Genomic DNA, 15,447 nt, shown 5'->3' with positions numbered 1-15,447 from the left:
GGTGTCGAACGTGACGAGGCCAGGCGCGATGTAGCGATCAAGCGTGTCCGATTTCTATCCGATCAATTCGCCAGCGCCCTTTTGAGCGCCTTCTGGTCACGTTCGAGCTGCATTCTCATGTGCCGCATGAACTGCCTCACGGTTTCCGTGAGTGGGGTACCAGGGCGAAACACCAGCACTCCTGTGAACATTACCTCGATGTCGATCGGCTTCACGACGAGCCCCCGCTCCGCGAAGTCCAACGTCACGAGCGGATGAGCGATTCCTATACCGACTCCCGCGAGCGCCAGTTCGCAGATCGTGTGCGAATACGGCGTCTCGACGACCGGTTTGAGACGGATTTCGCGTGCCGTGAGTTGCGTGTCCAGGCGTAGCCTGGTGCTGTCTTCGGGATTCAGCGCGATGAAAGGAAATTCAGGCAGATCCGCGACAGCGATGACAGGACGCGCGGCCAAAGGATGATGTGAGTTCATCACTGCGACAGCCCGCATACGCGCGAACACCGAGTGTTCGAGGCCGGCCATCGACATCTCGTCGGACATCAGGCCGAAATCCACCTGTCCAGCCGAGACCTTCTCATGCACTTCGCGCGAACTCATCACCTGTAGCGAAATTTGCACGTTTCTGGACGGGGCATCGAACGCCGCAATGACACGTGGCAGAAAGCCTGTGCCCAGTGCCGGCAGAGAGGCGATCGCCATCCGGCCCAATCCGTAGGACCGCAAACTACGGATTCGATGCTCGATGACCTCGAATCCGCGGAAGTACTGGTCAACCTCACGCATCAGGGCAACGGCTTCCTGGGTGGGAACGAGCCGGCTGCGTATCCGCTCGAACAGGCCGAAGTCCGCCATGGTTTCCAGACGCCTGATGGCCTGACTGACAGCCGGTTGCGAAATGCCGAGCAGGGCCGCCGCCTTGCTCGTGCTTCCTGCGTTCATGACGGCCCTGAACACTTCAATATCCCTGATCCGCATAACCTAGACTTATTGACCTAATTATTTCCGATGTTGATGCAATTCCGCGCGAAAGTAAACTTCGATCATCAATCCACCACGAGGCATCACCGGGAGCAAGATGACAAGCAATCCCCAGAAAGCGCCGCAGCCGTTCCGCAGCCTGTCCCCCTCCATCATCCGGGCATCGACGGTTGTATTCGATTCTCTGGCCGAGTTTTCGCGCCGCAAGGAGCGGCAACCGGACGGTTACAGCTATGGCATCACCGGAACGCCAACGGCTCGTGAACTGGAGCACCGCATCGCCGAGCTCGAAGGTGGCGCGCATTGCGTGGTGACGCCTTCCGGTCAATCCGCGCTGATGACGACCGTGATGGGCTTCGTGCGCGGCGGCGATCACCTGCTGGTGTCCGCTGCCTGCTACGGCGCGCTCAAGACATTCGCGCATAAGTGGCTGGCGCACTTCGACGTCGAGGTCGAACTGTATCCGCCGGCAATCGGGGCTGCGATTCAGAAGTACATCAAGCCCAATACCCGCATGATCTGCATGGAGTCGCCGGGGACGGTGACGATGGAGATGCCCGACATCCCGGCGATCGTCGAAGTCGCGAAACGTCACGGCGTATTGACGATGATGGACAACACCTGGGCAAGCCCGCTCGCTTTCAAACCGCTCGAACACGGTGTGGATTTCAGCGTCGAAGCCGCGACGAAATTTTTTGGTGGTCATTCGGATCTACTGGTGGGCTGCATCAGCATGAACGACGCGGGTTACTACGCGACTTTGCGCGAGACGCAGAGCGTTCTCGGCCAGCAGACCAGCCCTGATGACTGCTTCCTCGTCATGCGCGGCCTGCAAACCCTGAAGGTCCGTTTCGCCGCCCAGAGCGCCTCAACGTTGCAGATTGCGAGGGAACTCGAACGTCACCCGGAAGTGAGCAAGGTGCTATTCCCGGCACTGCAGTCCGATGCCGGTCATGCCATCTGGAAGCGGGATTTTGCGAGCAGCGGGTGTCTCTTCTCCCTGATCCTCCAGCCCGCGGCGGAGGACGCGTTCAACGCATTCTTCGATACGCTCCAGTATTTCCCCATCGGGGCGAGCTGGGGAGGCGTGCATAGCCTCGCTGCCTACTACCCGGCCCCGTTGCAGGCCGAGCGTGCGTTCCCGCTTACCGACCAGCCTATCGTGCGCCTTTCGATCGGGTTGGAGGACCCGGCGATGCTGCTTGCGGATCTGAATGCCGGTCTTGACGCATTCAGACGCACCCGAACAACCGCTGCGTAGATTTTTTAATTCAATTTACCTGGATGAGCGAGTACGAGATGAAATCAATCAAGGGATGGGGGCGCTTTGTCACGATAGCGAGTTTCGTGACGCTTTGCGCGGCATTCAGTTCACCGGCTACTGTGCAGGCAGCGGATCTTCTCGCGCAGGCGAAGGCGAGTGGCACATTGCGCGTGGCCAACACCCAGAGTAGTCCCCCATGGAGCATGCTTGACGAAAACAATCAACCTGTCGGCTATGACGTTGCAATTGCAGAGGAAGTCGGCAAGCGCATTGGCGTGCCGAACGTAGTATTCGTCGCCGATTCGTTCAAGAACTTCGTGGAAGGGTTGAAGACGGGCAAGTACGACCTTGTGATGAACGATCTCACACCTACACCTGAACGGCAACAACAGGTTGATTTCGGCGAGCCATACGGCGTGGAGGATTTCCGCATTTTCGTACCTGCCGGCAACACAGACATTAAGGGCAAGGAAACCCTTAAAGGCAAGCGAGTGGGAGTGGTCACTGGCTCAAGCAATGAAACATGGGCACGAGCACACCTGCATGACTCCGACATCCGTTCGTACGATAACGGGGGACTCGTCTTCAGCGATCTGGGCAATGGACGTATCGAGGCGGTGATCATCTCGCACTTCGGCGGCATGAAGTACGCCAACGTCAACCATTTACCGGTCAAGGAAGTGGGCGAACCCTTGATCTACCAGCTATCAGCGCCGGCTTTGATGAAAGGCCAACCGGCCCTGCTCGCAGCGGTCGACAAGGCCATTGCAGACATGATGGCTGACGGGACGATCGAGGCCATTGCCAGGAAGTGGGTCGGACGGGATTACGATATGCCCGGCACGATCACCAAAGCGAAGGCGCACAAGGAGTAGTCATGATCGAGCTTTTCATGCGCTCGCTTCCGCTGTTGAAGAGTGCGGTGCTGATGACACTCTTTCTCGGTTTGTTGTCGTTTGTGCTCGGTTCGACGCTAGGGTTGCTGGTCGCCTTGGCTCGTATCTCCAGCATAGGTGCACTACGCGCGTTCGCATTCGCATATGTATCCATCTTCCGTGGCACGCCGCTGCTCGTGCAGATACTGCTGATCTATTTCGGTTTGCCCCGGTACGGTCTGACACTTGAACCGGTTCCCGCCGCGCTCCTCGCGCTCACGCTGTTTTCGGCCGCGTATCTGAGCGAAAACTTCCGTTCCGGCATCAACGCGGTGGACAAGGGCCAGTGGGAAGCTGCGATGTCGCTGGGCATGGGTTACTGGAAAGCCATGTCGCGGGTCATTCTTCCCCAAGGACTACGCATCGCCATTCCGCCTGTCGGCAGCCGCATGATTGCACTAATTAAAGATACATCCCTCGCTTCGACAATCACGGTGGTGGAACTGACCCGCGTCGCCGACCAGGTCGGCGCCTCCACCTTCCGCTACATGGAAATGTTCCTGATGGTCGGCCTGATCTACTGGGGCATCAACCAGATTCTCACGATAGTCCAGACGGTCCTCGAGAATCGCATTTCGAGGCGTTTTGTATGAATACTGATATCGGGACGATTGAAGTCCGTGGACTTTCGAAGGCATTTGGCGAGAACCAGGTCTTGCGCGGCGTCGATTTCAGCGTATCGAAAGGCGAGGTTGTCGTTGTAATGGGTCCGTCCGGGTCGGGCAAGACCACGCTGCTGCGCTCACTGAACTTCCTCGAGGTACCGGATGCCGGCGGCGTGACAGTATGCGGCATTGATGTCGAATGCAACGGTTTGTCAAAACCGTCGCGCCAGAATCAGAAGAAGATCCGCGCGATCCGCCAGCGCACCGCGATGGTGTTCCAGTCGTTCAACCTCTTTCCGCACAGGACAGCACTGGAAAACGTGATGGAAGGTCCGGTCAGCGTCAAGGGTGTCCCTCGTGCGCAAGCGTCGGAGCGCGCAATTCACCTGCTGACACAGGTTGGCCTGGCCGCAAAAGCCAACGAATATCCGGCACGGCTGTCCGGCGGTCAGAAGCAGCGCGTAGCGATCGCGCGGGCGCTCGCGATGGATCCAGAGGTCATCTTCTTCGACGAGCCCACATCCGCTCTCGATCCAGCGCTGCGGGAGGACGTCCTTACCGTCATGCGCGACGTTGCCAAAGCGGGCATGACGATGCTGATCGTCACGCACGAACTGCGGTTTGCGCGAGATGTAGCGGATCGCATTGTTTTTATGGATGGCGGCGTGGTTGCCGAAGACGCAACACCGCAAGCCTTCTTTGGCGAAGGCAGCAGTCCACGGGTAAGGCAGTTTTTGCATCTGATCGAGACCTGAGTGTTGAGTACGCCGCGACACCGCCTTGAATCACACGCAGGGCTTCCGTTGCAAAAGCGGCGGAAAGCGTCGGCGACGTAACACAGCCCGCTAGCTCAACCGCAAACTCCGCAATACGTCGAGCACATACTGAGTCGGACGCTCCACCGTACCTGCGCGAAAGGCCAGGCCCAACTGCCGCCATAGCGCCGGGCGCAGCGCACGCGTGACGATGCGCGCGTCGGTCGCCGCACGGCTCGGCTCCTGCGGCAGCAGCGCGGCGCCGTATCCCGCTGCCACGAGACTCTTGATCGCATCCGAGTAGTTGAGCTGGATTCGCGGCGTGGGGTGCTGCCCCGCCGCGCTGAACCATTCCGTCGTCAAACGCGAAAGCCGCGTGGTGGCGTCGTTCAGGATCAGCGGTTTCGCGGCGATCCATCGCGGCGTGATGCGAGCCGGACACGTCCACCCGGCCGGCATGAACGCGACCACCGGATCGCGGCGCCATGTTTCGATCGATAGCCCTCGTAGCGGCGCTTGCGGCAGCGCCACGATGCCCACGTCGAGCGACTCCTGGGCGAGTCGCGTCAGCGTTTCCTGCGAAGTCAGCACGGCGATTTGCACATCGATGCCGGGATGCCCGGCGGCCAGTCGTTCCAACGCCTGCGGCAGCAGATTCGCGATGGCCGCGGTGGAAGCGCCGAGCCGAACCCGTCCGCCGAGCCCTTCCACCTGTCGCCGCACGTCCTCCAGTGCCTGCTCGGCATTGGCCAGCATCTGACGCGCATAGGCCACCAGCGTCTCGCCAATCGCCGAGGCCCGCACCTGACCGCGTTTGCGCGACAACAACGGCGCGCCGACGCGGCTCTCGAGATCCGCGATATGCAGACTGACCGTGGGCGGCGCGAGATGCAGAATGCGAGCGGCCTCGGCGAAAGAGCCGAGGTCGGCGACGACGACAAGAGTGCGCAGGCGGTCAAGACTGATTTCTCTCATAGGAATGGGAATCGGAATGGCATAGGTCAGAAAAGCTGAATCACGTGGTCAGTAAACTCAACTTTTCCAATCTTACGTGCAGACGGAAGATGGTGGCGCTGGTTTTTTCAACGCTCACCATCGGGGCCATTGGCATGAACTCATCTTCAACCAGAAGTTGCGAGCCGCGGGAGGCTTCGCATCGGCTAGACGCAATATCGGACGACGCCAGGTCGTTACTGCTCGGGCTCGTCTTTACAGGCCTCGTGCTCGCTTTCGCCGTGATGGCGATGATCTGGACGGCGTCTCGCCCCCCGCTCAAAGGCAAGGACTGTTCCGGCCGCATCGCAAACGACGAGCATGCGAGTTTCGTCGCGTTCTTCCAGGACCCGGCAGACCAGGGCGCGTTGCTGCGGTCGATCGGGGACTGCGCGAAATGAGCCTCGTTGCGGCGGGATAGCTCGCCCGTCGGCCGCGCCATCCCACACCCCCGCCAGGGAATATCCCACTTCCTGCCATACCACGGGCACAATACCCGGCGATAATGCCGCGGGCATTCGCCTTTTCCGTTCGATATCCGAACCCACCGATGCCCGCGCCGCCAGTATTCCCTTTCGATGCACCCATGAGCCACGCCACCGCCGACCACCCCGCTTCCGCCGACTCCGCCCCGAACTCGCCGCGCTTCCTGCTATTCCTGATCTGCCTGTTCGCTTCCGCCGGACAGCTCGCCATCGACATCTACGTGCCCGCGCTGCCCGCGATGGCGCGCTACTTCGGCACCTCGCCGCAAGCGATCCAGACCAGCGTCACCGTCTACATGGCCGCCTACGCGTTCGGTCAGCTGATCTTCGGTCCGATCGCCGACGCGTATGGCCGCAAGCGCGTGCTCGCCTTCGGTCTGACGGTCTACACGGTCGGCTGCCTGCTGTCGCTCGCGGCGCCCAATCTCGAGACGTTCATCCTCGCCCGCGCACTGCAGGGCTTCGGCATCGCGAGCACGAACCTGCTGGCGAAGGCGATCATCACCGATTCGTTCGCGGGTCAGGCCTTGCTGCATGCGTTCACGTACATGGCAATCGCGTGGGGGCTCGCGCCGATCGTCGCGCCGGTGATCGGCGCGCATCTGCAGACCGCGTTCGGCTGGCGCGCGAGCCTCGTGTTTCTGCTGATCTATTCGCTGGTGATGTGGGCGCTGCTGTGGCGTTATCGCGAGACCTTGCCGAAGCCCGTCCATCTCGAACCGCGCACGTTGACCGCGAACGCGCGCAAAGTGCTCGCGAGCCCCGTGTTCCAGAGCTGCTTCCTCGCGCAGGGCCTGTGCTACAGCATCCTGCTGGTGTTCAACATCGTCGGGCCGTTCATGGTGCAGACCACGCTGCACAAGCCGCCGACCTTCTTCGGCTACCTCGCGCTCGGCATCGGCATGATGTACTTTCTTGGCGGTCTGTCGAATCGCCTGCACGGTCCGGGTTTGCCGAGCGCCGAGCAGCGGCTGCGCATCGGCGCACGGCTGATGGCGGCCGCGTCGCTTGCGATGCTGCTGCTCGCGCTGACGGTCGGTCTGCGCGTGTGGACGCTCGCGACGCCTGTGCTCGTGATGGGCTTCTGCGCCGGCGCGATGTATCCGACGCTGATGGCGAAGGGCAACTCGCTGTTCCCGCACATCGCGGGTCTGACGAGCGCGATTCTCGGCTGCGCGCTGCTGCTGGTGTCGTCGGCGATGATGGGTTTGGCCGGCTTCGTGTCGGTGCAGGTGCTCACACCGCTCGCGCTGTTCTTCGTGGTCCTCGCGTTCGTCGTCGTCGTGATGGTCAGGAAGCTGCTGCGCCATCTCGAGCAGGTACAGCCTGCGGCCGCGGCGAGCGCGAGCGGCAAGGCAGCGTGAGCCGGCACATGAGCTCGACGGAACGCCAGACCTTCATCTGTACACGCGCGGACCAATGAGCGGCATGCGCGAGCGCGCTTGCGCATCCGCTTCCACGCGGATCGATCCGACCGTGTGGAAAGTCGCGGCGGTCGTGTCGATCGGCTCGTTCATGTCGCAGATGGACTCGACGCTGGTCAACGTGTCCCTGTCGGCGATCGGCCATACGCTCGATGCGTCGATCGCTACCGCTCAGTGGATCGTCAGCGGCTACCTGCTCGCGATGGCGTTGATGTTGCCGCTCAACGGCTGGCTGGTCGACCGCATCGGCGCGAAGCGGCTGTACCTGTTCTGCTTTTCGACGTTCACGATAGCGTCGATGCTGTGCGGCGCGGCGCAGACGATCGGCGAGCTGATCGGCGCGCGCATCTTGCAGGGCCTCGTTGCCGGTGTGCTCGTGCCGATGGCACAAATGATGATCGGACGCGTGGCCGGCAAGAATCTCGAGCGGGTGATGGGCTACACAGCGATACCTATTCTGCTCGGCCCGATTCTCGGCCCGGTGCTGGCCGGCCTCGTGCTCGCCCACGCGAGCTGGCCCTGGCTGTTCTTCGTCAATGTTCCGGTGGGCGCTTTCGGCGTCGCGATGGCGGTGTTGCTGCTGCCGCGCGATGCCGCCGGGTCGCAGAAGCGATCGTTCGATTTCACCGGCTTTGCGTTGATCTCCCCTGTGCTCGTCGCGCTTGTCTATGGGCTTCAGGACGCGTCAGGAGCGGTGGGCCTGGCGTGTCTGCTCGCGGGCGTCGCGTTTCTCGCCGGCTTCGTGCTGTACGCGGCGCGCAAAGGCCATACCGCGCTGATCGACGTGCGCATGTTTGCGATACGTACGTTCTCGGTCGCCGCACTCGCGCAGTTCTTCGCGAACGGGATCATGTATGGACGGCAGCTCGCAGTGCCGCTTTTTCTGATCGCGGGCTGCGGTTTGTCGGCCGCGCACGCGGGCGGCCTGCTCGCGGCAACCGGCGTCGGCATGATGTGCTCGTTTCCGCTGCTCGGATGGTTGACCGAGCGGCTCGGCTGCCGCGCGCTCGCGGCGGGCGGCGCACTGCTGGCGTTTCTGAGCACGCTCGTGTTTCTATGGCTGAGCGTTGATTCGTTCTCCACCGGATGGGCCGCGGTCGGTCTGTTCTTTGCGGGCGTCGGTCAGGGGACGATCAGCGTGCCGTCGATCTCGGCCGCGTATTCGTCGATCGGGAGAGAAAGGCTCGCGGTTGCGAATACTGCGTTGAACATCGCGCAGAGAGTGGGCGGTCCGTTCGCGACGACGCTGCTTTCGATGGTGATAGCGTCGACGTTGCACGGTGTTTCGGGCGCACAGCCCGGCCGATTTCTGCCGACGTTCGTGCTGCTGGCCGGGCTGCATTTGTTGTGCTTCGCGGCGGCGATGTTTCTGCCGGTTCGCGTTCAGCGGGCGAAGAACGCCTGACCACGCATTCTCGCGCCCGTGCTTCACAGTAGCCGCAAGCCGCCATCACACTCGATCACCGCCCCCGTCATAAACGTGTTCTCCAGCAGAAACTGCAGCGCGTGCGCGACATCGTCGGCCTGCCCGACGCGCCGCACCGGTAACGTTTCGCTTTGCTGCCGAAACAGCTCACTCTTCACGCTCGCGGGAAATCTGTCCCACCACGGCGTATCGATCACACCCGGCGACACCGCGTTGACGCGCAGCGGCGCAAGCTCGCGCGCCAGCGTGCCGATCATGCTTTCGAGCGCGCCGTTGATCGCACCCAGACCCGCCGTGCCCGGATTCGCGATGCGCGCCGAAATCGCGGTCAGAAACGTCACGCTGCCGTCGCGACGCAGCGTGGGTAGCGCTGTCTGCGCGGCTTCGAGCTGCGGCCAGAACTTGGCCTCGAAGCCACGCCGCAGCGCGGCCAGATCCAGTTCGGCAAACGGCCCCGCGCCTTCGCCGCCCGACAGCGTCATCACCAGATGATCGATCCGGCCGAGCCCGCCGAAGAAGTGTCCGAGCGCCGCGCGATCGGCGCAATCGAGCGCCTCGCTCGTCACCTGTCCACCGATGCCAATCAGCGCATCGTCCAGTTTGGCGCGGTCGCGCCCCACCGCGACGACGCTCGCGCCAGCCGCCACGAGCCGCTTCACCATCGCGAGCCCAATGCCCGACGAGCCACCTAGCACCACGACCTTCTGATTTTGCCAGTCCATGTCATTGCTCCTGAGTGTGAACGGAAGACCCCGTGGCAGTAGAATGCGCGGTGCGAGCCCATCACTCAAATCGTTTAATGTCATGGCCAACATCATTGAAAATGATTTTCGGCGCTTCGACCTGAACCTGCTGCTGACCTTCCGCGCGCTGCTGGAAGAGCGCAGCGTCACGCGTGCCGCGCAGCGGCTGTTTCTTGGGCAACCGGCCGTCAGCGGCGCGCTGAAGCGCTTGCGCGAGACGTTCGGCGACGAGTTGTTCGTGCGCACGCCGCAAGGCATGACGCCGACGCCGCGCGCGCTCGAACTCGCGCGGCAGATCGAGCCGTTCCTGCAATCGCTGCATCAGGCGCTCACGCAGCCGTCCGTTTTCGATCCGGCCCGCGCGCAGCGGGTGTTCCGCATCGGCCTCAGCGATTCGCTCGAACTGCTGCTGATGCCGGAGATCATTGCGCGCCTCGCCGACACCGCACCCGGCGTGAAGCTGATTGCGCGCTCCACAGATTCGACGCGCGCCGCCGCGATGCTCGACGATGGCGCGATCGAACTCGCGGTCGGCGTATTCCGCGAATGCGTGCGGTGGCAGCGACTCACGCCGCTGTTTTCGTGGCGCTTCGTGAGCGTCTACAACCCCCGGCTCGTCAGGACGCGCCGCAAGCATCTGTCGATGGTCGAGTTTCTGCGCCACCGCCATGTGCTGACTTCGTTCAGCGCGGAGCTGCGCGGCTTCATCGATGAACGACTCGAGATGCAGGGACTGAAGCGCGACGTCGTGTTTTCGAGCTCGAACTTCGCGACCAGTCCGTTCATCGTGCAACGCACGGCGGCGATCGCGACGGTGCCGGAGTTCATCGGCCGCGTCTGGCGCGATACGCTCGGTCTCGCGCTGAGTCCGCTGCCATTCGAGTTGCCGGGCTACGAGGTTTCGCTGATGTGGGCCGCGGCGCACGACCAGGACCCGGCGCTCGCGTGGTTGAAGCGCGAGTTCGCGGATGCGTTCGGCACGGCTGACGGTAATACGCGCGCAGCGCCCTGACAGCGACGTGTGCTACGGTTCGGAAGCGTCACGGTTCGTTTCGCCGCTTCGCCGTCGCCCGTTCAAGCCAGGAGGAAATTCCGATGACTCACCACGTCGCAAAAGGCACCTTCATCGTCTCCCTTCAACCGATGCCGTTCGAAAACGCGGAGGCCGAATCGAAGCTCGGCCGCATGTCGATCGACAAGCAGATCTCCGGCGATCTCGCCGCGACCACCCAAGGGCAAATGCTGAGCGCGATGACGAACGTCAAAGGCTCTGCCGGCTATGTCGCGCTCGAACAGGTCACTGGCACGCTGGCGGGCAAGCAGGGCACGTTCGTGCTGCAGCATATCGGCGTGATGAATCGCGGCGCTGCGGCGCTGGCGGTGACGGTCGTGCCGGATTCAGGCACGGGCGAGCTGAGCGGCATTGAAGGCGAGTTCAAGATCGACATCGTCGACGGCGCGCATTCGTACGAGTTCGCTTATCGTCTGCCCGGCGACTGACATGCCGAACGCGTGCCGGCGGGATACGGCGCTCGACCCCGTACCCCGCTACCAGCCTTTTCAGTTCAAAACCTCAGCGCTCAATGCCCCGCAATCGTCACCGACGCCGTCAACGCATTCGGATCGCGCGAAGAAGCCCCCGCGATCATCTGATAGACGCCGCCGTTGAGCTTCCACACGTGGTTGGTCGCGTCCCACGTCGACAGCAGCTTCGGCGCAATCGATACGCTGACCTGCTGCGACTGCCCCGCCTGCAGCGCGACCTTTTGCCAGCCGACCAGACGCTTCGGCGGCTCGCCCAGACCGCTCGGCAACGCGGCATAAACTTCGGCGATTTCCGCGCCCGCGCGCGAGCCCGTATTCTTGACGGTAAAGGTCACCTTCACGTTGCCACTCGCATCCACTTGCGCGTTGAGGCCCGAGTAGCTGTAGCTCGTGTAGGACAGCCCATAACCGAACGGGAACAGCGGCGCGATCTGCTTGCCGTCATACCAGCGATAACCCATGAAGAGCCCTTCGCTGTAGGCAACGGTGGTATCGGTGGCCGAGATCGTCGGTTGCGGAAGATCCGCGTCCTGCATCGGGAACGTGATCGGCAATTTGCCGGACGGGTTCACGGCGCCGAACAGCAGATCGGCAATCGCCTGGCCGCCCTGCACGCCCGGATACCACGCTTCGAGCACGCCGTGCACGTTGGATAGCCACGGCATCAGGACCGGGCTGCCGTTCTCGAGCACGACGATCACGCGCTTCGCTTGCGCCGCGACCGCGCTGATCAGCGCGTTCTGATCGTAGCTCTGGTTATAGGTGTCGGTCGCATTGCTCGGCAGGCTCAGGCTCGGCAAATCCGCGCCCTCGCTTTCCCATTGCGTCGCGAATACGATCGCCACGTCCGCCTTCGCGGCGGCGGTCGCCGCTGCCGCCGCGTTCGTGCCGTCGACGAAGGTCACGCTCGCGTTCGGCGCCTTCGCCTGGATTGCGGCCAGCGGTGCCGACTTGTACCACGTCGCGCAGGTACTCAACAGCGGCGACGGCGACACGCAACCGGACACCGCGTTGCCCGCGGCCGCCGGCACCGCCCCCGAGCCGCCGCCCGACAGCACGCCCGCATCCGCGTGACCGCCGATCACCACGATCGACGACAGCCCCGCCGCGTTCAGTGGCAGCACCGGTTGCGAATCGCCGCTCGCCACCGCGTTCTTCAGCAAGACCGACGATTGCTGCGCGACCTGCAACGCGAGCGCATTGCCCGCGGTTTGATCGACGCTTCCTCCGGTAGTTGGCGGCGAATCGAAGACGCCATAGCGAATCATCGTGCGAAGCTTGCGCTGAACCATGTCGTTGAGTCGCGACATCGGCACGCTGCCGGCGTTGACCGCGCCCGTCAGCGCGGTGTTGAAATACGACGTCAGCGTAAAGCCCGGAATCGACGCTCCGCCGCCGAGATCGCCGGGCTCTTCTTCATCGAGGCCAGCCAGCGCCGAGGCGACGGTACTATGCGTGGCGGTCCAGTCCGACTGCACCACGCCCTTGAAGCCCCATTCGTTCTTCAGCACGGTGGTCAGCAGATACGGGTTTTCGCACGCATACACGCCGTTCACCAGGTTGTACGAACACATCACGTTGCCGGGCGTTCCCTGCGTGACGCCGAGCTCGAACGCGAGCAGTTCGGTTTCGCGCATCGTGCGTTCGTCGACGACCGAGTTGCTGGTCATGCGGTTCGTTTCCTGATCGTTCATCGCGTAGTGCTTGATCGTCGCGATGACGTTCTGCGCCTGCGTGCCGATCGTGCGCGCGGCGCTCAGCGTGCCGGTCAGTACCGGATCTTCGCCCATGTACTCGAAGGTGCGGCCATTGCGTGGTTCGCGCGCGAGATTGACGCCGCCGCCGAGACCTTCGCCATAACCGAGCACGCGCAGCTCGGTCGCGATACGCGCGCCGTATTGGTTCGCCAGCGCAGGGTCCCAGCTTGCCGCGAGCGCCACCGGCGCGGGCAGCGCCGTCGCGTTCGAGTTGACGACATTGACGCCGCCGGCCGAATCGGCCATCGCGAGGCCCGGAATGCCGAGCCGCGCGATGCCGGGAATGTAGCCGGCTCCGTTGACGCCGGCCGGATACGGACCGCCGAGTCCCGCATTGGGGATGCCCACGCCGTGCACGAGCTGAATCTTTTCGGCGGTCGTCATCTTCTGGACGAGCGCGGCGGCACGCGCATCGGCGCGCGCATCGGGATCGGACGGCAACGCCGGGTCACTGATGTTGCTGCCATTGCCGCAGGCGGCGAGTACCAGCGCGACACCGCAGGCGATGGCGCTTGCGGCAAAGGGTATCGTCAGCTTCCTTCTCATCATCTCGCTCCGTATTGTCGTTGTCGGTCATGTGATTTGCATTGCGTCACGTTGTATCGACGCGCTATCGGCACGTGACGCGTCCTGTTACGCTAAGCGCTCGTGGTAATGCGCCGAAAGAAATTCTAGGGATGCGCCCGAAACGCGCTTGACCGATAGGTGCAGCACTTGACCGATGAAGAGTCAGGAAAACCCGCAGACAGGTTTCGACCGGAGGAGGCAAAGTGGATTTGCGTCAGAAGTCCGTTTCAGCGCGCATCTATCGAGGATTGCTCGACGCGGCGGAGCGCGAGGGCCTCGATCGCACCAAAGTGGCCCACGATATCGGCATCGACGAGGCCGACATCGCCACGGCCGATGCGCGAGTGCCGGGCGACAAGCACATCGCAATGCTCCAGCTTGCGGAAAGCTGCCTGATGCGCGGCGCGCCCGAGGGCGACGTGCTCGATGGTCTGCTGTATTTCCCCGAGCTTGCGGGCGTGCTCTGCAATTGCCCGACGCTGCGCGATGCATTGCGCAATTACGTCGCTTACCGCGACCTGATCGGTAATGTCGACTGGCTCGTCATGCAGGAGCACGGCGACGAAGTCGCATTCGAATACGTGACGGAAGGCGAAGGGCGCAACGCATCGAGCGCGCTCGGCAACTTCGCGCTGATAGCGGGTGTGGCAAAGCTCTATGACGTGCGACTGCGCGTGCGCGACGCGGGTGTCACCGATGCGCGGCTCGGTGCGATCGCGGCGCTGAGCGGGACGTTGGGCGTGCGCGTTCAACTCGATCAGGCGTGCAATCGGATGGTGTTGCAGTCGTCCGCGCTGGATCGCGCGTTCGAGGTCTACAACGCGCCGCTCTCGAAGATTCACATGCATGCCGCGCATGGAATCTTGCAGCGGATTCGCGAGCAGGGCCGCTTTTCTCCGACGGTCGAGCGATGTCTGCGTGACGTGCTGCGCGAGCACGCGGACGCGATCGAGCCGAAGAGCCTGCAGACGATCGTCTGCGAGCGGCTGTCACTGACGCGCTGGACGTTGCAACGCAAGCTCGCGGCGGAGTGCAAAACCTTCAGCGAGGTGCTGACGCAAGCGCGCATCGACGAAGCACGCACGCTGCTCGCGCATACGCCGATGTCGATCAGCGAGATCAGCGAGCGGGTCGGGTTTGCATCGACGACCGCGTTTACGCGGTTTTTTACGCGAGCGTGTGGAGCGCCGCCGGCGCGGTATCGGGGACGGTGCCGGGTGTGATCGTCCCATGATGAGCATCGATCAGGACATGACTCGACTGTTCGGCGTCATGGGGGCGATCGTTTCGCTAGTCGCGTTTCTGCCTTATGGACTTGCGATCTGGCGCGGCACCGTACGCCCCCATCTGTTCACGTGGCTGATCTGGTCGGTCGTCACGGCGATCGCGGCTGTCGGCCAGTTCGTCGCCGGTGCGGGTCCTTCGGCGTGGTGTACCGCGGCGATCGCGGCCACCTGCTTCTTTGTTCTCGTATCGAGCGTCTTTCGGGGTGAACGGCAGCGGACCGTTTTTGATTGGCTTTGCCTTGCCGCGGCGTTGTCCGCTATTCCGCTCTGGATAATCACCAATGATCCGACGTTGTCGATCTGTCTTGTGACGCTGATCGAACTCGTCGGCCTCGCACCGACGGTTCGCAAGACTATTCGTGATCCGTGGAGTGAGAGTCTTTTGTACTTCGCGCTCTGTGTTTTTAAATACGCGCTCGCGATTCTTGCGCTGCCGAAATGGAGTGTGGCAGTGGCGTTTTATCCGGCCGTGAATATCGTGGCAGCAAGTGGAGTTTGTTTGTTGATGGTGGTGCGGCGTCGACGGGTGCGAGCGTATTCCGAGGACAGGGTTCGGTGAGGGGCTCCCGAAAGACAGTGCGACGATTCGCAGCGCGCGATCTGAATGTGCCTTCCTTTTGTCCGATATTCATCAGGTCGCCGCAAGTAGCATCGATTACACTGGTTTTCGCTATGCGACTTT

General features: G+C 62.7%; 15 protein-coding genes. 11 read left to right on the top strand and 4 right to left on the bottom strand.

Features of this window, described 5'->3' with window-relative positions; all coding sequences use genetic code 11:
• Nucleotides 1-62: 62 nt before the first annotated feature.
• Nucleotides 63-977 (bottom strand): LysR substrate-binding domain-containing protein, encoded by a 915-nt coding sequence (locus HDG39_RS07950; protein ID WP_184004728.1) that lies wholly within the window; start codon nucleotides 975-977, stop codon nucleotides 63-65.
• Nucleotides 978-1,077: 100 nt separating this feature from the next.
• On the opposite strand from HDG39_RS07950, the gene metC reads away from it, so the two are divergent.
• The 4 genes from metC to HDG39_RS07930 are packed head-to-tail and all read left to right on the top strand — an operon-like array spanning nucleotide 1,078 to nucleotide 4,539.
• A complete protein-coding gene (gene metC / locus HDG39_RS07945) occupies nucleotides 1,078-2,241 on the top strand; it encodes a cystathionine beta-lyase (protein ID WP_184004725.1) in 1,164 nt (387 codons plus the stop codon).
• 38 nt (nucleotides 2,242-2,279) lie between these two features.
• Nucleotides 2,280-3,119 carry an ABC transporter substrate-binding protein gene (locus HDG39_RS07940; protein ID WP_260327590.1) on the top strand — a complete coding sequence of 280 codons (840 nt, stop codon included), beginning with the start codon at nucleotides 2,280-2,282 and terminating at the stop codon, nucleotides 3,117-3,119.
• Between the two features lie 2 nt (nucleotides 3,120-3,121).
• Nucleotides 3,122-3,772: an amino acid ABC transporter permease gene (locus tag HDG39_RS07935; protein WP_018423949.1), complete on the top strand. Its 651-nt coding sequence runs from the start codon at nucleotides 3,122-3,124 to the stop codon at nucleotides 3,770-3,772.
• Nucleotides 3,769-4,539 carry an amino acid ABC transporter ATP-binding protein gene (locus HDG39_RS07930; RefSeq protein WP_184004720.1) on the top strand — a complete coding sequence of 257 codons (771 nt, stop codon included), beginning with the start codon at nucleotides 3,769-3,771 and terminating at the stop codon, nucleotides 4,537-4,539. Before HDG39_RS07935 ends, HDG39_RS07930 begins: the two co-directional genes overlap by 4 nt.
• Before the next feature lie 90 nt (nucleotides 4,540-4,629).
• On the opposite strand, the gene HDG39_RS07925 is transcribed toward HDG39_RS07930, so the two are convergent.
• A complete protein-coding gene (locus HDG39_RS07925; protein WP_184004717.1) occupies nucleotides 4,630-5,514 on the bottom strand; it encodes a LysR family transcriptional regulator in 885 nt (294 codons plus the stop codon).
• An 89-nt stretch (nucleotides 5,515-5,603) separates the two neighbouring features.
• Here HDG39_RS07925 and HDG39_RS07920 point away from each other — a divergent pair, with 89 nt between their 5' ends.
• The 3 genes from HDG39_RS07920 (at nucleotide 5,604) to HDG39_RS07910 (ending at nucleotide 8,846) form a co-directional block, all read left to right on the top strand.
• Complete coding sequence (locus tag HDG39_RS07920) at nucleotides 5,604-5,933, top strand: hypothetical protein (RefSeq protein WP_184005253.1); 330 nt, start codon at nucleotides 5,604-5,606, stop codon at nucleotides 5,931-5,933.
• Nucleotides 5,934-6,118: 185 nt separating this feature from the next.
• Nucleotides 6,119-7,381 (top strand): multidrug effflux MFS transporter, encoded by a 1,263-nt coding sequence (locus tag HDG39_RS07915; RefSeq protein ID WP_184004714.1) that lies wholly within the window; start codon nucleotides 6,119-6,121, stop codon nucleotides 7,379-7,381.
• Between the two features lie 55 nt (nucleotides 7,382-7,436).
• Nucleotides 7,437-8,846, top strand: coding sequence for a DHA2 family efflux MFS transporter permease subunit (locus HDG39_RS07910; RefSeq protein ID WP_184004711.1), 1,410 nt, complete (start codon nucleotides 7,437-7,439; stop codon nucleotides 8,844-8,846).
• Between the two features lie 23 nt (nucleotides 8,847-8,869).
• On the opposite strand, the gene HDG39_RS07905 is transcribed toward HDG39_RS07910, so the two are convergent.
• Complete coding sequence (locus HDG39_RS07905) at nucleotides 8,870-9,589, bottom strand: SDR family oxidoreductase (RefSeq protein WP_018423955.1); 720 nt, start codon at nucleotides 9,587-9,589, stop codon at nucleotides 8,870-8,872.
• 82 nt (nucleotides 9,590-9,671) lie between these two features.
• Here HDG39_RS07905 and HDG39_RS07900 point away from each other — a divergent pair, with 82 nt between their 5' ends.
• Together HDG39_RS07900 and HDG39_RS07895 are read left to right on the top strand one after the other, a co-directional pair.
• The gene (locus tag HDG39_RS07900; RefSeq protein WP_184004709.1) at nucleotides 9,672-10,622 is read left to right on the top strand and encodes a LysR family transcriptional regulator; all 951 of its coding nucleotides are present in this window, start codon (nucleotides 9,672-9,674) and stop codon (nucleotides 10,620-10,622) included.
• Nucleotides 10,623-10,705: 83 nt separating this feature from the next.
• On the top strand, nucleotides 10,706-11,110 hold the full coding sequence (locus HDG39_RS07895; RefSeq protein ID WP_018423957.1) for a DUF3224 domain-containing protein: 405 nt from the start codon (nucleotides 10,706-10,708) through the stop codon (nucleotides 11,108-11,110).
• 80 nt (nucleotides 11,111-11,190) lie between these two features.
• Here HDG39_RS07895 and HDG39_RS07890 read toward each other — a convergent pair whose 3' ends face one another.
• Nucleotides 11,191-13,458: a beta-glucosidase gene (locus HDG39_RS07890; protein WP_184004706.1), complete on the bottom strand. Its 2,268-nt coding sequence runs from the start codon at nucleotides 13,456-13,458 to the stop codon at nucleotides 11,191-11,193.
• A gap of 224 nt (nucleotides 13,459-13,682) precedes the next feature.
• Between HDG39_RS07890 and HDG39_RS07885 the strand changes: the two genes are divergently transcribed.
• Both HDG39_RS07885 and HDG39_RS07880 read left to right on the top strand, forming a co-directional pair.
• Entirely contained in the window at nucleotides 13,683-14,702 is a 1,020-nt protein-coding gene (locus HDG39_RS07885; RefSeq protein WP_184004704.1) for an AraC family transcriptional regulator, read from the top strand.
• 7 nt (nucleotides 14,703-14,709) lie between these two features.
• Nucleotides 14,710-15,324 carry a hypothetical protein gene (locus HDG39_RS07880; RefSeq protein ID WP_184004701.1) on the top strand — a complete coding sequence of 205 codons (615 nt, stop codon included), beginning with the start codon at nucleotides 14,710-14,712 and terminating at the stop codon, nucleotides 15,322-15,324.
• Nucleotides 15,325-15,447: the final 123 nt, after the last annotated feature.

The sequence above is a fragment of the Paraburkholderia lebeckiae genome, assembly GCF_014201005.1.
Lineage (GTDB): Bacteria > Pseudomonadota > Gammaproteobacteria > Burkholderiales > Burkholderiaceae > Paraburkholderia > Paraburkholderia tuberum.
This window is presented reverse-complemented; position numbering and strand designations above follow the sequence as displayed.